This window comes from Streptomyces sp. NPDC043680, assembly GCF_056436685.1.
The window spans coordinates 27715-51796 of the sequence record NZ_JBWKCE010000026.1 but is presented as its reverse complement, the minus strand read 5'-3'; the positions used below and the strand labels follow the sequence as shown (position 1 = coordinate 51796).

Annotated in this window: 15 protein-coding genes and 1 riboswitch; of the genes, 10 read left to right on the top strand and 5 right to left on the bottom strand. The window is 73.2% G+C overall.

Annotated features, from left to right (window positions below):
- From pucD to AC0666_RS31725, 5 genes are all read left to right on the top strand, one after another.
- Window positions 1-2403, top strand: coding sequence for a xanthine dehydrogenase subunit D (gene pucD / locus AC0666_RS31745; protein ID WP_468973297.1), 2403 nt, complete (start codon window positions 1-3; stop codon window positions 2401-2403).
- 299 nt (window positions 2404-2702) lie between these two features.
- Window positions 2703-4166 (top strand): NCS2 family permease, encoded by a 1464-nt coding sequence (locus AC0666_RS31740; protein ID WP_468973300.1) that lies wholly within the window; start codon window positions 2703-2705, stop codon window positions 4164-4166.
- 69 nt (window positions 4167-4235) lie between these two features.
- Window positions 4236-5399 carry an XdhC family protein gene (locus AC0666_RS31735; protein ID WP_468973303.1) on the top strand — a complete coding sequence of 388 codons (1164 nt, stop codon included), beginning with the start codon at window positions 4236-4238 and terminating at the stop codon, window positions 5397-5399.
- A gap of 101 nt (window positions 5400-5500) precedes the next feature.
- Window positions 5501-6799 (top strand): YncE family protein, encoded by a 1299-nt coding sequence (locus AC0666_RS31730; RefSeq protein ID WP_468973306.1) that lies wholly within the window; start codon window positions 5501-5503, stop codon window positions 6797-6799.
- Between the two features lie 149 nt (window positions 6800-6948).
- Window positions 6949-8181 carry a GNAT family N-acetyltransferase gene (locus tag AC0666_RS31725; RefSeq protein ID WP_468973309.1) on the top strand — a complete coding sequence of 411 codons (1233 nt, stop codon included), beginning with the start codon at window positions 6949-6951 and terminating at the stop codon, window positions 8179-8181.
- Between the two features lie 94 nt (window positions 8182-8275).
- Here the strand turns inward: AC0666_RS31725 and AC0666_RS31720 are convergent, their stop codons facing one another.
- Together AC0666_RS31720 and cobN are read right to left on the bottom strand one after the other, a co-directional pair.
- The gene (locus tag AC0666_RS31720; RefSeq protein ID WP_478708888.1) at window positions 8276-10492 is read right to left on the bottom strand and encodes a terpene synthase family protein; all 2217 of its coding nucleotides are present in this window, start codon (window positions 10490-10492) and stop codon (window positions 8276-8278) included.
- Between the two features lie 489 nt (window positions 10493-10981).
- Window positions 10982-14593: a cobaltochelatase subunit CobN gene (cobN, locus tag AC0666_RS31715; protein ID WP_478708887.1), complete on the bottom strand. Its 3612-nt coding sequence runs from the start codon at window positions 14591-14593 to the stop codon at window positions 10982-10984.
- Window positions 14594-14633: 40 nt separating this feature from the next.
- Window positions 14634-14760: riboswitch (cobalamin riboswitch) on the bottom strand.
- 184 nt (window positions 14761-14944) lie between these two features.
- On the opposite strand from cobN, the gene cobG reads away from it, so the two are divergent.
- The 3 genes from cobG to AC0666_RS31700 are packed head-to-tail and all read left to right on the top strand — an operon-like array spanning window position 14945 to window position 18407.
- Complete coding sequence (cobG, locus tag AC0666_RS31710) at window positions 14945-16270, top strand: precorrin-3B synthase (protein WP_478708886.1); 1326 nt, start codon at window positions 14945-14947, stop codon at window positions 16268-16270.
- Window positions 16267-16914, top strand: a complete 648-nt coding sequence (locus AC0666_RS31705) for a precorrin-8X methylmutase (protein ID WP_361711662.1) — start codon at window positions 16267-16269, stop codon at window positions 16912-16914. The genes cobG and AC0666_RS31705 overlap by 4 nt, the downstream gene beginning before the upstream one ends.
- Window positions 16911-18407, top strand: coding sequence for a precorrin-2 C(20)-methyltransferase (locus AC0666_RS31700; protein WP_468586571.1), 1497 nt, complete (start codon window positions 16911-16913; stop codon window positions 18405-18407). The genes AC0666_RS31705 and AC0666_RS31700 overlap by 4 nt, the downstream gene beginning before the upstream one ends.
- Before the next feature lie 116 nt (window positions 18408-18523).
- On the opposite strand, the gene AC0666_RS31695 is transcribed toward AC0666_RS31700, so the two are convergent.
- The 3 genes from AC0666_RS31695 to cbiE are packed head-to-tail and all read right to left on the bottom strand — an operon-like array spanning window position 18524 to window position 21358.
- Entirely contained in the window at window positions 18524-19327 is an 804-nt protein-coding gene (locus tag AC0666_RS31695; RefSeq protein ID WP_468973321.1) for a cobalt-precorrin-6A reductase, read from the bottom strand.
- On the bottom strand, window positions 19317-20066 hold the full coding sequence (gene cobM, locus AC0666_RS31690) for a precorrin-4 C(11)-methyltransferase (protein WP_468586567.1): 750 nt from the start codon (window positions 20064-20066) through the stop codon (window positions 19317-19319). The genes AC0666_RS31695 and cobM overlap by 11 nt, the downstream gene beginning before the upstream one ends.
- The gene (cbiE, locus tag AC0666_RS31685) at window positions 20063-21358 is read right to left on the bottom strand and encodes a precorrin-6y C5,15-methyltransferase (decarboxylating) subunit CbiE (RefSeq protein ID WP_468973324.1); all 1296 of its coding nucleotides are present in this window, start codon (window positions 21356-21358) and stop codon (window positions 20063-20065) included. The genes cobM and cbiE overlap by 4 nt, the downstream gene beginning before the upstream one ends.
- A 138-nt stretch (window positions 21359-21496) precedes the next feature.
- Between cbiE and AC0666_RS31680 the strand changes: the two genes are divergently transcribed.
- Both AC0666_RS31680 and AC0666_RS31675 read left to right on the top strand, forming a co-directional pair.
- Window positions 21497-22429: an oxidoreductase gene (locus AC0666_RS31680; protein ID WP_468973327.1), complete on the top strand. Its 933-nt coding sequence runs from the start codon at window positions 21497-21499 to the stop codon at window positions 22427-22429.
- Between the two features lie 129 nt (window positions 22430-22558).
- On the top strand, window positions 22559-23956 hold the full coding sequence (locus AC0666_RS31675) for an NAD(P)/FAD-dependent oxidoreductase (protein ID WP_468586561.1): 1398 nt from the start codon (window positions 22559-22561) through the stop codon (window positions 23954-23956).
- Window positions 23957-24082: the final 126 nt, after the last annotated feature.

The following is a 24082-nucleotide window of genomic DNA, read 5'->3' as shown; positions in this document are numbered from 1 at the left end:
ATGGCTCAGAACACCCGCACCGTGCCCGCCGGTACGCCGACCAACGTCACCCAGAAGCACACCAAGGGCGGCATCGGCGAGTCCACGCTCCGCCCGGACGGCACCCTCAAGGTCACCGGTGAGTTCGCGTACTCCTCGGACATGTGGCACGAGGACATGCTGTGGGGCCAGACCCTGCGCAGCACCGTCGCCCACGCCGAGATCGCCTCCATCGACATCTCCGAGGCCCTGGCCATGCCGGGCGTCTACTCGGTGCTGACGTACGACGACCTGCCGGCCGAGATGAAGAACTACGGCCTGGAGATCCAGGACACCCCGGTTCTCGCCAACGGCCGGGTACGCCACCACGGTGAGCCGGTCGCCCTCGTGGCCGCCGACCACCCGGAGACCGCCCGCCGCGCGGCCGCCAAGATCAAGATCGACTACCGGGAGCTGCCGCTCGTCACGGACGAGGCCTCCGCCCTCGCCGCCGACGCGCCGCTGATCCACGAGGGCCGCGACGACCACCACGCCGGTCACGTCCCGCACCCGAACATCGTGCACCGCCAGCCGATCATCCGCGGCAACGTGGAGGAGGCCCGCAAGCGCGCCGACGTGATCGTCGAGGGCGAGTACACCTTCGGCATGCAGGACCAGGCCTTCCTCGGCCCGGAGTCCGGCCTCGCGGTGCCCGCCGAGGACGGCGGCGTCGACCTCTACGTCGCCACCCAGTGGCTGCACTCGGACCTCAAGCAGATCGCCCCCGTCCTCGGCCTGCCCGAGGAGAAGGTGCGCATGACGCTCTCCGGCGTCGGCGGTGCCTTCGGCGGTCGCGAGGACATCTCCATGCAGATCCACGCCTGCCTCCTGGCCCTGGCCACGAACAAGCCGGTCAAGATCGTCTACAACCGGTTCGAGTCCTTCTTCGGCCACGTGCACCGCCACCCGGCGAAGCTCTGGTACGAGCACGGCGCCACCAAGGACGGCAAGATCACGCACATGAAGTGCAGGATCGTCCTGGACGGCGGCGCCTACGCCTCGGCCTCCCCGGCCGTCGTGGGCAACGCGTCCTCCCTCTCCGTCGGCCCGTACGTCATCGACGACGTCGACATCGAGGCGATCGCGCTCTACACGAACAACCCGCCCTGCGGCGCCATGCGCGGCTTCGGCGCCGTCCAGGCCTGCTTCGCCTACGAGGCCCAGATGGACAAGCTCGCGGCGAAGCTGGGCATGGACCCGGTCGAGTTCCGCCAGCTGAACGCCATGGAGCACGGCACGATCATGCCCACCGGCCAGGTCGTGGACTCCCCGGCCCCGGTCGCCGAGCTGCTGCGCCGGGTCAAGGCCCGCCCGCTGCCGCCGGAGCGCCAGTGGGAGACCGCCGGCGAGGGCGCGGACGTCCGCGCGCTGCCGGGCGGCCTCTCCAACACCACCCACGGCGAGGGCGTCGTCCGCGGTGTCGGCTACGCCGTCGGCATCAAGAACGTCGGCTTCTCCGAGGGATTCGACGACTACTCCACCGCCCGCGTGCGCCTGGAGGTCATCAACGGCGAGCCCGTCGCAATGGTGCACACGGCCATGGCGGAGGTCGGCCAGGGCGGTGTCACCGTCCACGCGCAGATCGCCCGTACCGAGCTGGGCGTCACGCAGGTGACCATCCACCCGGCCGACACCCAGGTCGGCTCCGCCGGTTCCACGTCCGCCTCGCGGCAGACGTACATGACCGGTGGCGCGGTGAAGAACACCTGTGAGCACGTCCGTGAGGCGCTGCTGGAGATGGGCCGCCGCAAGAACGGCTCGTACCACCCGGCGTGGGCCAACGCGGAGCTGCTGCTGGAGGGCGGCAAGGTCGTCACCGACGGCGGCGAGGTCCTCGCGGACATCGCCGACATCCTTGAGGGCGAGGCCATCGACCTCGAACTTGAGTTCCGCCACCGGCCGACCGTCCCGTTCGACCTGGTCACGGGCCAGGGCGACGGCCACGTGCAGTACACCTTCGCCGCGCACCGCGCGGTCGTGGAGGTGGACACCGAGCTCGGCCTGGTCAAGGTCGTCGAGCTGGCGACCGCCCAGGACGTCGGCAAGGCCCTGAACATGCTCTCCGTGGTCGGCCAGATCCAGGGTGGTACCACCCAGGGTCTCGGCGTGGCGGTCATGGAGGAGATCATCGTGGACCCGAACACCGCGAAGGTGCGCAACCCCTCCTTCACGGACTACCTGATCCCCACCATCCTCGACACCCCGACCATCCCGGTCGACGTCCTGGAGCTCGCCGACCCGAACGCGCCGTACGGCCTGCGCGGTCTCGGCGAGGCCCCGACCCTGTCGTCCACCCCGGCCGTCCTCGCGGCGATCCGGCAGGCGACCGGTCTGGAGCTCAACAAGACGCCGATCCGTCCGGAAGCCCTCACCGGCACCCTCTAGGACGGCGCGGTCCGGGGGTCGCGAGGCCCCCGGACCCCCTGAGACTCTCCGGGCGGTGTGACACGGGAACGTCACACTTCCAGTCCCACCGCCCGGAGTGCGAAGTACCGCACCGCTCGCGGTCCGCTTCCACTGCAGTACACCCCCCCAGCAGTACCCCCGCAGTACCCGTACACGCAGTAACCATTCGCGTCGCCTCGGGCCGTCACCCCGGGTCGTGCAGCCAAACGCACCATCCCAAATCCCGCGATCTCCAATCCCCATGCGGGTGCCCCTGTGAACCTTGGGAGTTAGGCACCATGACCCAGTCGTCTGTGGAGCCCAAGACCACCGCGGAAGAGGCCGGCGACGGCTCTCGCAACCCCGCCGGACGGTCTTGGCTCGACCGGTACTTTCACATCACCCACAGAGGATCCAACCTCGGCAATGAGATTCGTGGCGGCGTCACGACCTTCATGGCGATGGCGTACATCCTCCTGCTCAACCCGCTGATCCTCTCCGGCAAGGACGTCGCCGGGGACACCATGAGCCAGAAGGCTCTCATCACGGCCACCGCCTTCGCCGCCGCCCTGACCACCCTGCTCATGGGCTTCGTCGGCAAGGTCCCGCTCGCGCTGGCCGCCGGACTCTCCGTCTCCGGCGTGCTCTCCTCGCAGGTCGCCCCGCAGATGACCTGGCCGCAGGCCATGGGCATGTGCGTGATGTACGGCGTCGTGATCTGTCTCCTGGTCGTCACCGGCCTCCGCGAGATGATCATGAATGCGATCCCCCTCGCACTCAAGCACGCGATCACCATGGGCATCGGCATGTTCGTCGCCCTGATCGGTCTCGTGAAGGCCGGCTTCGTCGGCAAGGGCTCCGAGTTCGGTCCGCCGGTCCAGCTCGGTTCGGTCGGCGAGCTCGCCGGCTGGCCCGTCCTCATCTTCTGCGTCACCCTGCTCACCATCTTCATGCTGCAGGCCCGCAAGGTTCCCGGCGCGATCCTGATCGGCATCGTCGGCGGAACCATCCTCGCGGCCATCCTCAACGCCGTGGCCGACATCGACCCGAAGGCCTGGAAGAACGGCGCGCCGGTGCTTGAGGGCTCCGCCGTCTCGATGCCCGACTTCTCGCTGTTCGGCAAGGTCGAGTTCGGCGGCTGGGGCGACGTCGGTGTCATGACGGTCGGCATGATCGTCTTCACCCTCGTCCTCGCCGGCTTCTTCGACGCGATGGCCACCATCATCGGCGTCGGCACGGAGGCCAAGCTCGCCGACGACAAGGGCCGCATGCCGGGCCTGTCCAAGGCTCTGTTCATCGACGGTGCCGGTGGCGCCATCGGTGGCCTGACGGGCGGCTCCGGCCAGACCGTGTTCGTCGAGTCCGCCACCGGCGTCGGCGAGGGAGCCCGCACAGGCCTCGCCTCCGTCGTCACCGGCCTCTTCTTCGCCCTCTGCCTCTTCTTCACCCCGATCACGCAGATCGTCCCGGGTGAGGTGGCCTCCGCGGCCCTGGTCGTCATCGGCGCGATGATGATGCAGAACGCCCGCCACGTGGACTGGGCCGACAGCGCGACCGCCATCCCGGTCTTCCTGACCGTGGCGATCATGCCCTTCACCTACTCGATCACGCCCGGTGTCGCCGCCGGTGTGCTCTCCTACGTGGCCATCAAGGTCGCGCAGGGCAAGGCCCGCGAGATCGGCGCCTTCATGTGGGTCCTGACGGGCGTCTTCCTGGTCTTCTTCGCCCTCCACCCCATCGAGGCGTGGCTCGGCGTCAAGTAAGTCAGGTCCGCCCCACCCGACCCTCCACGCATCCGATACTGGAAACCGACCCTCTCCGAGGAGGCCGCAATGCTGGACATCGCCGAAGAACTGAACCGGTGGGTCGAGCAGGGACGTGACTTCGCCGTCGCCACCGTCGTGGCGGTCGGCGGGAGCGCACCGCGGCAGCCCGGGGCCGCACTCGCCGTGGACGGCGAGGGCACGGCCATCGGCTCGGTCTCCGGCGGATGTGTGGAGGGCGCGGTGTACGAGCTGTGCCGGCAGGCGCTCCAGGACGGCGAGTCCGTCGTGGAGCGCTTCGGCTACAGCGACGACGACGCCTTCGCCGTGGGCCTGACCTGCGGCGGGATCATCGACATCCTCGTCACCCCGGTCCCCGTGGGCGCTCCCGTCAGGGAGGTGTTCGCGGCCGCGCTGGCCGCCGCCGCCCGCGGGGAGGCGGCGGCGGTCGCCCGGATCGCCGAGGGCCCGGCCGAGCTCAAGGGCCGCGCCGTGCTCGTACGGGGCGAAGGAGGCCACGAGGGCGGCTTCGGCGGCCACCCCGAGCTGGACCGCACCATCGCCGAGGAGGCGCGCGCCTTGCTGGACGCGGGCCGGACGGGCGTACTGGAGATCGGTGCCGACGGGCGGCTCTGCGGAGAGCCGCTCAAGGTCCTGGTCGAGTCCAGCGTCCCGCCGCCGCGGATGCTGGTCTTCGGGGCCATCGACTTCGCCTCCGCCCTGGTGCGGATCGGCAAGTTCCTCGGCTACCACGTCACGCTGTGTGACGCGCGGCCCGTTTTCGCGACGAAGAACCGTTTCCCCGAGGCGGACGAGATCGTCGTCGACTGGCCCCACCGCTACCTGGAGGCCCAGTCGCAGCAGGGCCTCCTGGACGGCCGGACCGTCCTGTGCGTGCTCACCCACGACGCGAAGTTCGACGTCCCGCTGCTCCAACTGGCCCTGCGGCTCCCCGTCGCGTACGTCGGCGCCATGGGCTCCCGCCGCACGCACGAGGACCGCAACAAGCGGCTGCGCGAGGTCGGCGTGAGCGAGCTGGAGCTGGCCCGGCTGCGCTCCCCGATCGGCCTGGATCTCGGCGCCCGCTCCCCGGAGGAGACCGCCTTGTCCATCGCCGCCGAGATCGTGGCGAACCGGCGCGGCGGCTCCGGTGCGGCGCTGACCGGGGCGCACATCCCGATCCACCCGGACGCCTCCAAGTCGGTGATCGGCAGGATCGGCTCCGTCGCCTGAGGCGTGGGAAAAGGGCGCAACCCCGCGGGGGTTGCGCCCTTTTCCCATTGCCTCTATTTTACCCGCCGGTAACAGCGCTTTCCTATGAGGGAGTTGAGCGGATGTCCCGGCCCGAACGCACCGCCCGCACGTCCGTACGCACGCTCCTGGCCGGCGCTCTCCTGGCCGCCGCCTCCCTCGCGGCCGCCCCGGCCGCCGTGTCCGCCGCCCCGGCCGCAGGGCCCGCGGCGTCCGCCGCCCCGCCTGCCGCAGGGCTGCGCGAGGTGCTGTTCGTCGGGAACAACTGGGAGGGCACCGCCGATGTGCTCGCCTCCACCGGGGACCTCGCCAGGATCGGCCGGATCAACGTGATCCCCGACAAGGAGGAGCGGCTGCGGGAGATCTACCTCAACCCCGTCAAGCTCGGCTTCTTCCTCGGGATCCGCAACACCGCCGGCGAGGGCCACGACCAGTTCGTCGACGACATGTACACCACCCCGGACGGTTCCGCCGTCGTCGTCTCCCGGCCCAGCTTCGCCGACGTCGTCTCCGTCGACCTGGGCACCGGACGGATCAACTGGCGCTTCCCGGTGGCCGGTTTCCGCTCCGACCACATGGCCGTGTCCCCCGACGGCACCCGCGTGGCCGTCTCCGCCTCCACCGCCAACACCGTGCACGTCCTCGACATCGCCACGGGCCGACAGATCGGCTCCTTCTCCACCGGCGACAAACCGCACGAGAACACCTTCACCCGCGACGGCCGCTACCTGTGGAACAGCTCCATCGGCGACGTGACCTCCGCGCTCGACGCCCCCTGGCTCGACTGGACGAAGGGCGACCGGAAGATCACCGTCGTCGACACGCAGACCTTCCGCACGGTCCGTGTGATCGACATGCGGGAGCGGCTGGACGCCTTCGGGCGCAGGGACCTCTCCGACGCGGTCCGGCCGATGTCCTTCGGCCCCGACGAGTCGAAGCTGTACTTCCAGGTGTCCTTTTTCAGCGGCCTGGTGGAGTACGACATCGCCACCGACCGGATCACCCGCGTCAAGGAGCTCCCGCAGAACCCCGCCACCAGCACCGACCGCACCACCTGGGTCAACGACTCCCGCCACCACGGCATGTCCATGAGCCCGGACGGCGCCCGGCTCTGCATTGCGGGCACCATGGACGACTACGCCACCGTCCTGGACCGCGCCACGCTCACCCCGGGGCCCCTGGTGCCCGCCTCCAAGCCGTACTGGGCCACCGTCGACGGCGACGGCACCGCCTGCGTGATCTCCGAGAGCGGGGCCGACCGCGTCACCGCCATCGACTTCGCCACCGGCGCCAAGCGGGTCTCCGTACCCGTCGGAGACCACCCCCAGCGCGTCCGCCTCGCCCACGTGCCGAACGGCTGGACCGGGCCCGGGCCGCAGTAGGGGGGCCGGGCCCGGGCCGCAGTGGGGGGCCGGGCCCGGGCCGCAGTGGGGGGCCCGGTCGCACCCCCGGGCAGGCGGGAACCGGCCAGACTGACAGATCCGGCCTTTATGGGGTGACCGGTCCGCGATGACCGATTAGTCTCCGGATCATGGTGGACATCCGCGAGGTATCCGAGTCCGACATCGACCGCGCGCTGGAACTCGCCTACCTGGTCTTCCACGCCCGCCCCGCGAAGGAGGGGCGCGCACGCCACCACGCCCTCCTGCGCCAGTGCGCCCGGCTCGGCGCCTACGACGGGGACACCCTGGTCGGGTTCATGGCCGCGCACGACTTCCGGCTCTCGGTGCCCGGCGCCGATCTGCCCTGCCCCGGGCTCACCTTCGTCTCCGTCGCCCCCACCCACCGCCGCCGCGGCGTCCTCACCGCCCTGATGGGGGAGCAGCTGAGGCGCACCCGGGCCGCGGGATGCCCGGTCGCCGCCCTGTGGGCCTCCGAATCCGCCATCTACGGACGCTTCGGCTACGGCGCGGCCACCCAGGGGGCCACCGTCGAGATCGACTCCACCCGGCCGCTGGCGCTGCGCATCGAACCCGACCGGCGTCCGCTGCGGCTGGTCGACCCCGCGGACGCCCTGCAGGTGATCGGGCCGTACCACGAAGCGGCCCGCGCGGTCCGGGCCGGACGCCCGACCAGCAGCCCGCAGCGCTGGAACGAGGGCCGGCTGTGCGAACAGGACGAGGGGGACAAGGAGTTGAGTCCGCCCAGGATCATCGTCCTCGGCGAGCCGGGGGAACCGATCGCCGGGTACGTCCTCTTCCGCACCAAGCCGGAGGACGACAGCGGGGCCGTGCGCAGCCCGGGCCTGGTCCGCGTGGACGAGCTGGAGGCCGACACCCCGGCCGTCGCCGCCGCCCTGTGGGAGTTCCTGGCCGCCCTCGACCTCACCGGCCGGGTCCGGGCGTGGGGCCGGCCGCCCGACGACCCGCTGCTGCACTTCGCCTCCGACCGGGACCAGGTCCGGGTCACCGCCCAGTTCCCGGCGCTGTGGCTGCGCCTGGTCGACGTACGGGCGGCGCTGACGGCGCGGTCCTGGGCCGCCCCGGTGGAACTGGTGCTGGAGGTGGCCGACGTACGGCTGCCCGCGAACGCCGGGCGGTTCCGGCTGAAGGCGGCCCCGGGCGGGGCGGCGTACGAGAGCACCGACGCGGCCCCGGACCTGGAACTGGAGGTACGGGACCTGGCGGCGTGCTACCTGGGCGGGACACGGATCACCGAACTGGTGGCCGCCGGGCTGGTGGTGGAGCACACGCCCGGCGCGGCGGCGGCACTGGACGCGGCCCTGCGCACGGAGCTGCTGCCGCACACCGCCGACGCGTTCTGACCCGGGCCCGGCGGGCCGCCTGCCGGCCGGCCGGGGAACCGGGTACGGCGGCGGGGGCGGGCGAGCGGACCGTCCCCGCCGCCGGGCTCATCGGTCAGGCGGGCAGCGAGACCCGGGCCGCCGCCATGCCGAAGGAGGGACTCCGGACCGCGGAGGACAGCCCGTCGGGTGCCCGGGTCAGGTCCTCCTCACGATAACGCCGCGCCTGAACATGCCAGTTGAGGATGCCCGCGATCCAGTCCCGGAGCTCCCCGACGTAGGCCTCCATCCCCGCCCTGGCCGCGGCGTCCAGCTCCCAGTCGTCGTAGAGCAGCGGCAGCTGGTTCGCGACGATGTGCTCGAACTCCTCGATGCGCTGCGTCATCAGCGCATGGCAGATGTGCAGGGCCTGTGGATAGCCGATGTCGAAGAAGTTCCGTGTGACGACGAGGTGGTTGTGCACCTCGCCCTCGAACTCCACCTCCTTCTGGTAGGAGAAGACGTCGTTGACCAGACAGGCCGCGTCGGCGGCGGCGTTCTCCAGGGACCGGATGGCTCCCGAGGCGTAGACCCCGTCGGGGATGCCCCGGCCCGCATGGCCCAGCCGGCACAGGTACATCGTCAGGGACGAGCCGAAGGTGCGGCGGCGCATCTCGGCGTAGTCCACGGGGTCCGGGATGCGGTGGTGGACCCGGTTCTCCACCTCCCACAGCCAGCTCTCCAGCATGTCGACCAGCGTGGCCCGGAACTCGGCCCGGTTCCCGGGGGCCATGCCGTGGCTGGTGCGCACCCACAGGTCGGCGAGCGCGCGCTCCATCGCGGTCACCGGCTGCGCCTGCTCGGCGTGGTCGACCGGGACCAGGGCGATCAGCCGGGCGGTGGCCGCCTTGGCGGCGGCCAGGTCCCTCGACCGGGCGAAGACCACCGGGTAGTAATCGTCGGCGTACGTGCCCCAGGTCAGCCAGCACGCGTTGAGGAGCAGCTCCTGAGGCGTGGCGTCGGGGTCCAGGCCCGCCGAGCACAGCGCGAAGTCGAAGCCGCGCAGCTTCTCCTCGGACCAGATGACGGAGCCGGGGTCGCCGGGCTGGGGATGGAGCAGCCCCATCTCCCAGGCCCAGGCGACCGAGCCCTCCCGGGCGTACGCGTGGTGCGGGCTGAGGGAGAGCGCGAACGGCAGGCGGATGTCCGGGATCACGGACGGCCCGGTGCGCTCGAAGGGGATGTGCGTGAAGGACCGGCGGCGCAGGTCCATCGCGCGGGGCGCCAGGATCGAGCGGAGGTCGAGCGCGGCGGTGCCGAGGCCCTGCGGAAGGAACGGCAGGGACAGCGGGCCGGTGGTCCGGGCCTCCTCGTTCATGTAGCGGCTGGAGACCATGTGCCACTCGTGGCCGCCGGACTGCCAGTCCTGCAGTCCTTTGGCGTAGGCGAGGACGGCGGCGATCTCGGCCGGGGTCATCGCGTGGTCGGCGAACAGGTGGGGCAGTTCGACGAGCGCGGTCTGCTCGAACTGCTGGAGGCGGGAGGTCAGCAGGTCGTTGGAGGCCTCGGCGGCCTCCTGGGTGGTGCAGCCGAGGAAGGTCTCCAGCACCAGGACGGCGTTGGACAGTTCACCCTCGTCGGCGACCTCCCGCTGGTAGGAGAAGAGGTCGTTCCTGATGTGCACGGCGTCGGAGAAGGCGTCGCGCAGCACACCGAGCGGCCGCGTGTGCGCGACCCGGGCCGGGACCTCGGCGGAGACGTACTCGACCAGTCCGGCCGACCAGGGGGCGCCGCCCACCTTGCGGCGCATCTCGATGTATTCGAGCGGGTTGGGGACCCGGCCGATGTCGATGTTGGCGAGCTCCCACATCGACTCGTTGAGCAGGTTCGCGGTGCTGGCGGAGAATCGTTCCCGCCAGTCCGCCGACATGGCAGGGACGGTGCGCAGCCAGAGGTCCCTCAGCCCGGCCTCCACCGGGTTCGTCGGCTCGGGGAAGCCGTCGGCCAGGTCCATCGGCATGAAGGCGGCGAGCCGGTCGAGATAGGCCTTGGCGCCGGCGCGGTCCTGGGAGCGCTTGTACGTCTCCAGGAAGTGGTCGTCGAAGAAGAACACCCACACGTACCAGTCGGTGACCAGGTTCAGCGCGTCGCCGTCGCAGTCGGGGTGGGTGTAGGCGCACAGCAGGGCGTAGTCGTGCGCGTCGAGGTCCTCCTCCTCCCAGACACCGGACCCCTCCAGCATCCCGAAGTCGCGGGCCCACTGCCTGCTGTGCGTTCTCGCGGCCTCCAGGTGGGGGTTCCGTCGCGCCGGATAGGGCAGGTAGAAATCCGGCAGGTGGAACGGCTGCGTCACGGCGGAGAAACCTTTCGGTCGGAGAGTGCGGCGGCCCGGCATCGCGGCCCCGCCCGAGTTCAGCCGTGCCCTACCCCTGCTCGCGCCGGGTCAAGGGCGATTTCACCGCTTCAGGTGACGCAGCCGCCGTTCCCACGCCGCCGCGGCCTGCCGGCGGATAAGGGGATAGGGGATGGGGGCGCTCCTTCCCCGAGAGCCGGAGCGGGAGGCCGGGGCCCGGGTCCGCGGGACTTCCTGCGACTCCATGTGACTGAGGGGCGGGGCCCCGTACCCGCAACTCGTTCAGCAGCATGCATACTTGTCATCCTCTGACCTGACGCCCGATCGACCTGTCCGATGAGGGGTGGGGTCCGCAGGAAACGTGAGCCTGCGACACGCGCGCGCCCGCTCTGCACGGTGCAGAGCGGGCGCGTACTCCTGACGGTCGAAACGGCGCTCGGCTCACCGAGAGGGTGGGCCGGGCGCCGTTCTGGGTGCTGAGGGCGGGGGTTACTCCGCCTCGGCCTCCAGGTTGCCCTCCGTGTCCAGGTAGACCTGGCGGAGGGCTTCGAGGGTCTGGGGGTCCGGCTTTTCCCACATGCCGCGGGACTCGGCCTCCAGGAGGCGTTCCGCGATGCCGTGCAGGGCCCAGGGGTTGGCCTCCTCCAGGAAGGCGCGGTTGGCCGGGTCCAGGACGTACGTCTGCGTCAGCTTGTCGTACATCCAGTCCGCGACCACGCCCGTCGTGGCGTCGTAGCCGAAGAGGTAGTCGACCGTCGCCGCCAGTTCGAAGGCGCCCTTGTAGCCGTGGCGGCGCATCGCCTCGATCCACTTGGGGTTGACCACCCGGGCGCGGAAGACGCGCGAGGTCTCCTCGACCAGGGTGCGGGTCTTGACCGTCTCCGGGCGGGTGGAGTCGCCGATGTACGCCTCCGGGGCCGTGCCGCGCAGGGCGCGGACCGTGGCCACCATGCCGCCGTGGTACTGGAAGTAGTCGTCCGAGTCGGCGATGTCGTGCTCGCGGGTGTCCGTGTTCTTCGCGGCCACCGTGATCCGCTTGTACGCCGATTCCATCTCGGCGCGGGCCGGGCGGCCCTCCAGGCCGCGGCCGTACGCGTAGCCGCCCCACACCGTGTAAACCTCCGCGAGGTCGGCGTCCGTACGCCAGTCGCGGGAGTCGATCAGCTGGAGGATGCCGGCGCCGTACGTGCCCGGGCGGGAGCCGAAGATGCGGGTGGTGGCGCGGCGTTCGTCGCCGTGCTCGGCCAGGTCGGCCTGGGCGTGGGCCCGGACGAAGTTCTGGTCGGCGGGCTCGTCGAGCGAGGCCGCCAGCCGTACCGCGTCGTCCAGCAGGCCGATCACGTGCGGGAACGCGTCGCGGAAGAACCCCGAGATGCGCAGGGTGACGTCGATCCGGGGGCGGGCCAGCTCGTCGAGCGGGATCGCTTCGAGGCCCGTCACGCGGCGCGAGGCCTCGTCCCAGACCGGGCGGATGCCCAGCAGGGCGAGGGCTTCCGCCACGTCGTCGCCCGCCGTGCGCATCGCGCTCGTGCCCCACAGGGACAGGCCGACGGAGGCCGGCCACTCGCCGTTGTCCGTGCGGTAGCGGGTAAGCAGGGACTCGGCCAGCGCCTGGCCCGTCTCCCACGCGAGACGCGAGGGGACCGCCTTCGGGTCCACCGAGTAGAAGTTGCGGCCCGTCGGCAGGACGTTGACCAGGCCGCGCAGCGGGGAGCCGGAGGGGCCGGCCGGGATGAACCGGCCGTCCAGGGCGGCCACCACGTGCGCGATCTCGTCCGTCGTGCCCGCCAGGCGGGGAACCACCTCGCGCGCCGCGAAGTCCAGTACGGCCGCCACGTCCTCCCCGTGACCCGCCGCGACCGAAGCCACCGCCTCCGGAGCCCAGTCCGCATCCTCCATCGCCTGGACCAGGTCCCGGGCCTGCTCCTCCACCGCATCGGCCGAGGTGCGGGTGGCCGCGGACTCGTCCAGGCCGAGCGCCTCGCGCAGGCCGGGCAGGGCCGTCGTACCGCCCCAGATCTGGCGGGCGCGCAGGATCGCGAGGACCAGGTTCACCCGGGCCTCGCCCGTCGGGGCGCCGCCCAGGACGTGCAGGCCGTCGCGGATCTGGGCGTCCTTGACCTCGCACAGCCAGCCGTCGACGTGCAGCAGGAAGTCGTCGAAGCCGTCGTCGTCCGGGCGCTCTTCGAGGCCCAGGTCGTGGTCGAGCTTCGCGGCCTGGATCAGGGTCCAGATCTGCGCGCGGATCGCCGGGAGCTTCGCCGGGTCCATGGCGCTGATCTGCGCGTACTCGTCCAGGTGCTGTTCGAGGCGGGCGATGTCGCCGTACGACTCCGCGCGCGCCATCGGCGGGACCAGGTGGTCGACGAGGGTCGCGTGCACACGGCGCTTGGCCTGGGTGCCCTCGCCCGGGTCGTTGACCAGGAAGGGGTAGACCAGGGGCAGGTCGCCGAGCGCGGCGTCCGGGGCGCAGGCGGCGGACAGGCCCGCGTTCTTGCCGGGCAGCCACTCCAGATTGCCGTGCTTGCCCAGGTGGATCATCGCGTCGGCACCGAAACCGCCGTCCTCCGCGCGCGCCTGGATCCAGCGGTACGCGGCCAGGTAGTGGTGCGAGGGCGGCAGGTCCGGGTCGTGGTAGATCGCGATCGGGTTCTCGCCGAAACCGCGCGGCGGCTGGATCAGGATGAGGAGGTTCCCGCGGCGCAGGGCCGCGAGGACGATGTCGCCCTCCGGGTTGGCGGAGCGGTCGACGAACATGTTGCCCGGGGCCTCGCCCCAGTGCTGCTCGACGCTCTCGCGCAGCTCGGCCGGGAGTTCGGCGAACCACCGCTTGTAGTCGGCGGCCGGGATCCGGACCGGGTTGCGGGCCAGCTGCTCCTCGGTCAGCCAGTCCTGGTCGTGGCCGCCGGCCTCGATCAGGGCGCGGATCAGCTCGTCGCCGTCGCCGGAGACCACGCCCGGGATGTCCTCGACGGAGCCGAAGTCGTAACCGCCCGCGATGAGGGTGCGCAGCAGCTCCACCGCGCTGGCCGGGGTGTCGAGGCCGACCGCGTTGCCGATGCGGGAGTGCTTGGTCGGGTACGCCGACAGCACGAGCGCGATCTTCTTGTCGCGGCGCTCGATGTGCCGCAGCCGGGCGTGCCGTACGGCGATCCCTGCGACCCGGGCGGCCCGCTCGGGGTCGGCCACGTACGCGGGCAGGCCGTCCTCGTCGAACTCCTTGAAGGAGAACGGGACGGTGATGAGCCGGCCGTCGAACTCTGGCACGGCGACCTGGGTCGCGGCGTCGAGCGGCGACAGGCCCTCGTCGTTCTCCTCCCAGGCGCTGCGCGAACCGGTCAGGCACAGGGCCTGGAGGATCGGCACGCCGAGCGCGGCGAGCGCGCCCGCGTCCCAGGACTCGTCGTCCCCGCCCGCGGAGGCGGTCGCGGGGCGGGTGCCGCCGGCCGCGAGCACGGTGGTGATGATCGCGTCCGCGGACTCCAGCTCGGCCAGCAGCTCCGGTTCCGGGGTGCGCAGGGAGGAGACGTACAGGGGCGCGGGCGTGCCGCCGTTCTCGACGATCGCGTCGCACAGGGCGTGCACGAAGGCGGTGTTGCCGCTCATCTGGTGGGCGCGGTAGTAGAGGACGGCGATGCGCGGGCCGTACGGGCGTACGGGCGTGCGCTCCAGGTGCCCCCAGGTGGGCGCCGCGGCGGGCGGCTCGAAGCCGTGGCCGGTGAGCAGCACGGTGTCGGAGAGGAACCGGGCCAGCTGGTCGAGGTTGGCCGGGCCGCCGTGCGCGAGGTAGGCGTGGGCCTCGGCCGCGATGCCGATCGGGACCGTGGAGGCCTCCATCAGCTGCGCGTCCGGGGCCTGTTCGCCGGTCAGGACCACGACGGGGCGGTGCTGGCCCGGGGCGAGGAGCAGGTCGAGCCCGTCCTGCCAGGCGCGCAGGCCGCCGAGGAGGCGGACGACGACCAGGTCGACGCCGTCGAGCAGGCCGGGCAGGTCGTCGAGGGGAAGGCGGGAGGGGTTCGCGAACCGGTACGGGACGGGGCCGTCCGCGGCGGCGCGGGCGCTGAGCAGATCGGTGTCGGACGTCGACAGCAGCAGGATCATGCGGCGGCAGGCCTTCCTCGGGGTTTCCGCGCCCCGGGCAGTGAGGACAGCGGGAGTTCCTGACTCACCCGGCGGATGGCTCTGCCGGGTTCACAGTGGCGGGACCGCGCCGGATTCGCACCGGGCTTCCTCCCATGTCGCCGTCCTCGGCGATGACGGGCCAGGTGGCTCCGCCGGTGGTCATCTTAGGTGGCCGGGCCACCGGCCGGGAGCGGGGGTCACCGGGGCGCACCCGGGGCGCCAGGAAGCGCAGGCGTGCGCCCGGGGTGGGATTCGGGCAGGTGGGGGCGGAAGGGGTGGGTGGCGACGGCCACAGGTCGGGGTGCGGCAATCGTGGGTATGCTCGCCGCCATGCCGCCCCAGCCCCCCTCCGCCGCATCGCGGGACGAACCCGTCATACGCGACCGCGGCGACGCCTGCCCCGGCGCGCTGCGGCTGCACGCCGCGGACGACGGGTTCCTGGCCCGCATCCGGATACCGGCCGGCCTGCTCACCGCCGACCAGGCGTCCCGGCTCGCCCTCGCCGCCGACCGGTTCGGCGACGGGCTGCTGGAGCTCACCTCCCGCGGCAACGTCCAGCTGCGCGGGCTGGCCGACCAATGCGGCGCCGAGCTGGCGGCGTTGCTGGACGCCGCCGGGCTGCTGCCCGCACCCGGCCACGAGCGGATCCGCAACATCGTGGCCACCCCCCTGTCCGGACTGGACGGCTCCGGCCGGCCCGACGTACTGCCCTGGGCCGGGGAACTGGACCGGCTGCTGTGCGCGAGCGCACGGGCCACCGCCCTGTCCGGGCGGTTCCTGTTCGCCTTCGACGACGGCCGCGGGGACGTCGCCGCGCTCGGCCCCGACATCACCGTGCTCGCCCGGCCCGGCGGCCGGGCCCTGCTCCGCCTCGGCCGCGCCGCGGACGCGGTGGAACTGGCCGCGGCCGACGCACCCCGGGCGGCGCTGCTCGCCGCCCTCCACTTCCTCGACACCGCCGATGCGGCCGGCACCCGGGCCTGGCGGGTCTCCGAGCTGCCCCCCGAACACGCCCTGCGTGCCGACGCGTTCGTACTGCGGCTCGCCACCGCCGGTATCGGGGCGACCCGTACGGCCGACCCCGTCTGGCCGTACGCCGCCCCGCCCCGCCCCGGGCGGACCGGCGCCGGCGACCGGGCCGCGCTGTGCGTCCTGCCCCCGCTCGGGCGCCTGACCACCGCTCAGTGGCGGGCGCTGGTCCAGGTCGCCGACCGGGGCGGACGCCGCCTGCGGATCACCCCCTGGCGCAGCATCGTCCTGCCCGGCGCCCCGCTCGAAGGGCCTCCGGACGGGCCCGGCTCCGCCCGGGCGCTGCTGGAGAGCGCCGGCCTGGTGGTGAGCCCCGGCAGCCCCTGGGAGACCGTCACCGCCTGTACCGGCAGGCCCGGTTGCGCCAACTCCCTCGCCGACGTCCGCGCCGACGCGCGGAGCGTGGTGGAGCAGACCCGCGGTACCCGCCCCGTCCACTGGTCCGGCTGCGAACGCCGCTGCGGACATCCCCGCGGGACCGCCTGGGTCGACGTGGTCGCCACCCCCTCCGGGTACGACGTGGCCGCCGAGGACAGCGCCCCGCAGCACGGCGTCCACCTCTCCGCACTTCCCGCGGCCCTCGCGGCCGCACGCCGCACCACCTCCCACGACGCAGCGAAGAAATGAGCGAGTACACAGTGTTCGAGTACGAGAAGGACGGCGCGGCCATCTACCGCCAGTCCTTTGCCACGATCCGCGCCGAGGCGGACCTCTCCGGGCTGCCCGCCTCCGTCGCCCAGGTCGCGGTGCGCATGATTCACGCCTGCGGAATGACCGACCTGCCCCAGGACCTCGGCTACACCCCGGACGTCGTGCTGCGGGCACGCGCCGCGCTGCACGCCGGCGCACCGATCCTCTGCGACGTGCAGATGGTCGCCAGCGGGGTGACCCGCAAGCGGCTGCCCGCCGACAACGAGGTGATCTGCACCCTTTCCGACCCGGCCGTCCCCGCGCTCGCCGCGAAGATGGGCACCACGCGCAGCGCCGCCGCCCTCGAAGTGTGGCGTGACCGGGGCCTGCTGGAGGGCTCCGTGATCGCCGTCGGCAATGCGCCGACCGCGCTGTTCCGGCTGCTGGAGATGATCGAGGAGGGCGCCCCGCGCCCGGCCGCCGTCATCGGCGTGCCCGTCGGCTTCATCGGCGCCGCCGAGTCCAAGGACGCCCTCGCCGAACACCCCTCCGCCCTCGACCACTTGATCGTCCGGGGCCGGCGCGGTGGCAGCGCCATCGCGGCCGCCGCCGTCAACGCGATTGCGAGCGAGGAAGAATGAGCGACACCACCCCGGGCCGCCTGTACGGGGTCGGGCTCGGTCCCGGCGACCCGAACCTGATGACCCTGCGCGCGGTCCAGGTGATCGCCGAGGCGGACGTCATCGCCTATCACAGTGCCCGCCACGGCCGCTCGATCGCCCGTTCCATCGCCGCCCGGCACCTGCGCGCCGACCACGTCGAGGAACCGCTGGTCTACCCGGTCACCACCGAGACCACCGACCACCCCGGCGGCTACCAGGGCGCGATGGAGGAGTTCTACGAGGCCTCCGCGGCCCGTCTCGCCGCGCACCTGGACGCCGGGCGCACCGTCGCGGTGCTCGCCGAGGGCGACCCCCTCTTCTACGGCTCGTACATGCACATGCACAAGCGGCTCGCCGACCGGTACGAGGCCGAGGTGATCCCCGGCGTGACCTCGGTCAGCGCCGCCGCTGCCCGGCTCGGCACCCCTCTCGTGGAGGGTGAGGAGGTGCTGACGATCCTGCCCGGCACCCTGCCGGAGGAGGAGCTCACCGCCCGGCTCGCCGCCACCGACTCGGCGGTCGTGATGAAGCTCGGCCGCACCTTCCCCGCGGTGCGGCGGGCGATGGAGGGCAGCGGCCGGCTCGCCGAGGCCCGCTACGTCGAGCGCGCGACCATGGAGGGGGAGCGGACCGGCGTCCTGGCGGACACCGACCCGGACACCGTTCCGTACTTCGCCGTCGCCGTCGTGCCCAGCCGGATCGGCAACCCCGGCAGCGTGCCGTCCGGGCCCGGCGAGGTCGCCGTGGTCGGCACCGGACCGGCCGGGCCGCTGTGGCTCACCCCCGAGACCCGGCGGGCCCTCGCCGACGCGGAGGTCCTCGTCGGCTACACCACCTACCTCGACCGCGTCCCCGCGAAGCCGGGCCAGATCCGGCACGGCTCCGACAACAAGGTGGAGTCGGAGCGCGCCGAGTTCGCCCTCGACCTCGCCCGCCGCGGCAAGCGGGTGGCCGTGGTCTCCGGCGGCGACCCGGGCGTCTTCGCCATGGCCACGGCCGTCCTGGAGGTCGCCGGGCAGCCCGAGTACAAGGACGTGCCCGTACGGGTCCTGCCGGGCGTGACCGCCGCCAACGCGGCGGCCGCCGCAGCCGGAGCCCCCCTCGGCCACGACTACGCCACCATCTCCCTGTCGGACCGGCTCAAGCCGTGGGAGGTCATCGCGCAGCGGCTGCGCGCCGCCGCGGCGGCGGACCTGGTCCTCGCCCTCTACAACCCGGGCTCGCGCAGCCGGACCTGGCAGGTCGCCCAGGCCCGCGAACTCCTGCTGGAGCTGCGCGCCCCGCAGACCCCGGTGGTCGTCGCCCGGGACGTGGGTGGCCCGGAGCAGTCGGTGCGCATCGTCACGCTCGCCGAACTGGAGCCGTCCGAGGTGGACATGCGCACGATCCTGCTGATCGGGTCCTCGCAGACCCAGGTCACGCAGCGGCCCGACGGGTCGAGGGTGACCTGGACCCCGCGCCGTTACCCCTGATCGGCCGGTGTGGACGTGGGGGCCCGGGGCGGTGATCCGCCCCGGGCCCCCTTCGGGTACCGCCCCGGGCCCCCTTCGCGTACCGCCCCGGTCCCCCTTGGCGTACCGCCCCGGCCTCAGTGCCGGGCCGGGCCGCCCAGCCACCGGAGCACGGCCGACGGCGTTGCCGCCTCGGGGACGCCCTGCGGTACCGCCGGACGGCGTACGACGAGCACCGGGATCCCGGCCTCGCGGGCGGCGGTGAGCTTCGGCGCGGTCGCCGAGCCGCCGCTGTCCTTGGTGACCAGCACGTCGATCCGGTGGCGGGCGAGCAGCGCCCGCTCGTCCTCCAGGGTGAACGGGCCGCGGGCGAGCAGGACTTCGAGGTGCGGCGGCACCTGCCCGTCCGGCGGGTCCACCGAACGCACCAGGAACCAGGTGTCGGTGAGGTGCGCGAAGGTGTGCAGCCCCATCCGGCCGGTGGTCAGGAAAGCCCGGCCGCCGAGGCCGGGCAGCAGCTCGGCGGCCTGCACGAGGGAGTCCGCGAAGGTCCAGGAGTCGCCCGGGCCCGGCGTCCAGCCGGGGCGGCGCAGCGCGAGCAGCGGGACTCCCGAAAGGGCCGCCGCCTCGGCCGCGTGGAAACTCATCCGCTCCGCGAACGGGTGCGTGGCGTCGACGACGTGCGTGACGCCGTGGGCGAGGAGCCAGCCGGCCAGCCCGGCCGGCCCGCCGAAGCCGCCGATGCGGGTCTCGCCCGGCGGGAGCACGGGCGCGCTGACCCGTCCGGCGAGCGAGGTCGTCACCCGGTACGAGGAGTCCTGCGCCAGCGCCTCCGCCAGGCGCCGGGCCTCCGTCGTACCGCCCAGGATCAGGACGTGCGGCCCCGGTTCCGGTTCAGCGGACGTGTCCGGTTCGCCGGACCTGCCCGGTTCAGCAGACATGCCGGTCGCGCTCGGGCGAGTACAGGTGGCTGTCGCGGAACTGCTCGGCGCCGAGCGTGCGGCCCACCACGATCACCGCCGTGCGCACCAGGCCCGCTGCCTTCACCTGGGCGGCGATGTCCGCCAGCGTGCCGCGCAGGATCAGCTCGTCGGGGCGGCTGGCCATCGCCACCACCGCCACCGGGCACTCGGCCCCGTAGTGCGGCAGTAGTTCGTCGACGACCCGGTCCACGTACCGCGTGGCCAGGTGCAGCACGAGCAGCGCGCCGCTGCGGCCCAGGGTGGCCAGGTCCTCGCCGGGCGGCATGGGGGTGGCCTGCTGGGCGATCCGGGTCAGGATCACGGTCTGGCCGACGGTGGGGACCGTGAGCTCCCGCTTCAGCGCGGCCGCCGCCGCCGCGAACGCCGGGACGCCGGGCACCACCTCGTACGGGATGCCGGCCGCGTCGAGCCGCCGCATCTGCTCCGCGACCGCGCTGAAGATCGACGGGTCGCCCGAGTGCAGGCGCGCCACGTCCTCGCCCGCCCCGTGGGCCCGTACGCACTCGGCGATGATCTCGTCGAGGTTGAGCTGCGAGGTGTCGACCAGGCGGGCGTCCGGCGGGCACTCGGCCAGCAGTTCGCGCGGGACCAGGCTGCCCGCGTACAGGCAGACCGGGGCGGCGGCCAGCGTCCGGGCACCGCGCACCGTGATCAGGTCGGCGGCGCCGGGGCCCGCACCGATGAAGTACACGGTCATGTCGTCTGGTCCTTTTCGTTCTCTGCGGTCGCTTCGGTGAAGTCCTGTGTCCGCGGCCCCGGCTTGGTCACGGACCACTGGGTGACGGGCATCGCCTGCCGCCAGCCCGTGAAGCCGCCGACCGGCACCGCGTGCGCGACGGCGAGCTTGACCAGTTCACCGCCGTGGCGCCGGTAGCGGTCGGCGAGGACGGCCTCCGACTCCAGGGTCACGGTGTTGACCACCAGCCGCCCGCCCGGGGCCAGGGCCGCCCATGCCGCGTCCAGCAGGCCCGGGGCGGTCAGTCCGCCGCCGACGAACACGGCGTCGGGGGCGGGGAGTCCGGCGAGGGCCTCGGGAGCTGCGCCGGTGACCACCGTGAGGCCGGGTACGCCGAGCGCGGCCGCGTTACGGGCGATGCGCGCCGCCCGCTCCGGGACGCGTTCCACCGCCACCGCCCGGCAGGCGGGGTGGGTGCGCATCCACTCGATGCCGATGGAGCCGGAGCCGCCGCCGATGTCCCACAGGAGTTCCCCGGGCGCGGGGGCCAGGGCGCACAGGGTCGCGGCGCGGACGTGGCGCTTGGTGAGCTGGCCGTCGTGCTCGTAGGCCGTGTCCGGCAGGCCGGGCGTCGCGCCGAGCCGCGGCAGGGGGGTGGCGGGGTCGCGGCGGCAGTCCACGGCCACCACGTTGAGGGGGTCGCCGGGGGCGTGGTCCCAGCGGTCGGCCCGGCCCTCGTACGCGTCCTCGCGCTCGGAGCCGAGCTGTTCGAGCACCCGCATCCGGCTCGGCCCGAAGCCCCGCTCTCGGAGCAGAGCAGCGATCTCGTTCGGGGTCGCTGCTCCAGCACTGAGCACCAGCACCCGGCGCCCCTCGTACAGCGCGGCCGCGAGCCGGGCCACCGGGCGCCCGACCACCGTGACCACCTCGGTCTCCTCCACCGGCCAGCCCAGCCGGGCGCAGGCGTACGACACCGACGAGGGGTGCGGGAGGACCAGCAGGGCGTCCGGGCCGAGCTCCTGCGCGAGGGCGCGCCCGATCCCGTAGAACATGGGGTCGCCGCTGGCCAGGACCGCGATCCGGCGCCCCGCATGCTCCGCCATCAGCTGGGGCACGGCCGGCCGCAGCGGGCTCGGCCACGCCACCCGCTCACCGGCGCAGTCCCCGGCGGGCAGCAAATCCAGCTGCCGGGGCCCGCCGATCAGCACCTCGGCCGAGGCCAGCGCGGTCCGCGCGGCGGTGGTGAGCCCGGCCCAGCCGTCGGCGCCGAGGCCGACGACCGTCACAGGCGGGGAGGGCGGTGCGGAGCTCACTGGGCGGTACCTCGGGAACGGGGAAGGGGCGGCGGAAGCGGGCGGACCCGCAGCCTACTGGCCGGTGAACCAGACCGCGGCTCCACCCCCGGACAGCGGCGGGCTACCCTCGGTAACCACCGACGCGAGGGAGCTGTCATGCCGGGCTGGAACGCCGAGAACATCCCCGATCTGAGCGGCCGCGCCGCCGTCGTCACCGGTGCCAACAGCGGCATCGGCTTCGTGACCGCCCGGGAGCTCGCCCGGCACGGGGCGGACGTGGTGCTGGCCTGCCGCAGCGCCGCCCGCGGCCGGGCCGCCGTGGTGCGACTGCGGGCCGAAGTGCCTGGCGCAGCAGTGGAGTTCCTTCCCCTGGACCTGGCCGACCTGGCCTCCGTGCGCCAGTTCGCGGCGGCGTACGGGCAGCGGCGCGGCTCCCTCGACCTGCTCGTCAACAACGCGGGCGTGATGGCCCTGCCGTACGGGCGGACCGCCGACGGGTTCGAGACCCAGTTCGGCGTGAACCACCTCGGGCACTTCGCCCTCACCGGACTGCTCCTGCCGCAGCTGCTGGCAGCGGCCCCCGGAGCCCGGATCGTCAACGTCTCCAGCGGCTTCCACGCGCTCGGCGACATCGACCACGACGACCTGAACAGCGAGCACGGCTACCGGCGCTGGATCGCGTACGGCCGCTCCAAGACCGCCAACCTGCTCTTCACCCACGAACTGGCCCGCCGGCTCGAAGCCGCCGGCTCCGGGATCGTCACCGTCGCCGCGCACCCCGGGTACGCCTCCACCAACCTGCAGGCCGGAGCCTCGCAACAGGAGGGCCGCAGCGCCATGTCGAGGATCATGGCCCTCGGCAACGCCGTCCTCGCCCAGCCCGCGGCGGCCGGGGCGCTGCCCACGCTGTACGCGGCCACCGCGCCCGGGGTCCGGCCCGACGCGTTCGTCGGTCCGCGGCTCGGCTGGCGCGGCGCACCCGCGGTCTCGTGGCGGGCGAAGTGGACCCTGGACGACGCGTCCGGCGAACGCCTCTGGGCGGCCTCCGAGAAGCTCACCTCCGTCCCGTACCCACTGTTTTCGCGCTGATCGGCGAAGAACCGCCGCTTCGCCGGCCGCGCCGGGCGCCCTGCCGTGAACCCGTCCGCCCCCGGGTGCCCCAAGGCGCCCCGGCGGGCACCTGAACTGCGCCGCGGCGGCCCCGGGACACTCGCTGCCATGGACGACGACATGGACAACCACCCAGCAGGCCACGATCACGCGGTGGTCCTCGGCGCCGGCCTGGCCGGGCTGCTGGCCGCCCGGGTGCTCGCGCAGCGGTTCGCCCGCGTGACGGTGGTGGAACGGGACGAACTGCCCGCCGCCGGGCCCGCCTTCCGGCCCGGTGTTCCGCAGTCGCGGCACGCCCACGTGCTGTGGTCGCGCGGCCTGGAGGTGATGGAGGCGCTGCTGCCCGGCATCACCCGCGCGTTACTGGCGGGCGGTGCCGCCCTGCTCGAATCCCCGCGGGACTTCCTCTGGCTGAGCACGGCGGACTGGTTCGGGCCGGTGCCGGGGGCGCGCATCCTGCTGGCCGGCCGCGAGCTGCTCGACTGGACGGTACGCCAGGAAGTGCTGCGCGACGGCCGCATCGAGGTCCGCTCCGGCTCCGCGGCCGCCGGACTGCGCGCCGGACCGGACGGCCGTACGGTGACCGGCGTGGAGCTGCGCGACGGCGGCACGCTGGCCGCGCGCCTCGTGGTCGACGCGACGGGGCGCACCTCCCGGGCCCCGGCCTGGCTCGCGGCCCTCGGCCACCCGGCCCCCGCGGTCACGCGCTACGACTCCCACCTCGGCTACTCCAGCCGCTTCTACGAGATCCCGCCGGACCCCGCCCGCCGCTGGCAGGGGATGTACGTACAGGGCCGGCCGGACAGCCCCCGCGGGGGAGTGCTGGTACCCCTGGAGGGCGGCCGCTGGCTGGTCACCCTCATCGGCAACGGGGAGCACGCCCCGCCCACCGGGGACGAGGAGTTCCTCGACTTCGCGCGCAGCCTGCGCAGCCCCGCCCTGTACGACGCCATCCGCGACGCCAAGCCGCTGTCCGCGCCCACCGGCTTCCGCAGCACCGCCAACGAATGGCGCCACTACGAGCGGCTGGAACGCTGGCCGACCGGATTCGTCGTCCTCGGTGACGCCGCATGCCGCTTCAACCCGGTGTACGGGCACGGGATGACGGTGGCCGCGCTCGCGGCGGACGCCCTCGACCGGGCGATGGGCACGCTCTCCGCACGGGACCTTCCCGGGGCCGCGCGCCGGATCCAGCGCAGTACCGCCGCCGTGGCCGCCGTGCCCTGGCAGATCGCCACCAGCGAGGACATGCGGTACCCGGAGACGGAGGGGCCGCCGCCCGACCGGGTGGACAGGGCGCTGCAGGCCTACATGTCCCGGGTGATCGTGGGCGCCAATGCCGATCCGGCGATCTCCCGCCGGTTCTTCGGGGTGCTGTCGCTGTCGGCCTCCCCGAACACCCTCCTGAGTCCGGGCACGGTGGTCCGGGTCCTGTCCAAGTGGCGGCTGCCGACCAGCCCGGCGACCCCCGACTACCCCGCCCACCACGTGCCGCCCGCGGGCTAGCGGCTTGCCACGCAGCCTTGGCTGGGTAATCGGTCCAGGATCGGATCGGTGAGTCGGGCGCGGAGTTCGTCTTCGGCTCTGCGCGGGTGTTGCGCCAGCGGACGTATGCGGCGATGGCGGCGTTCT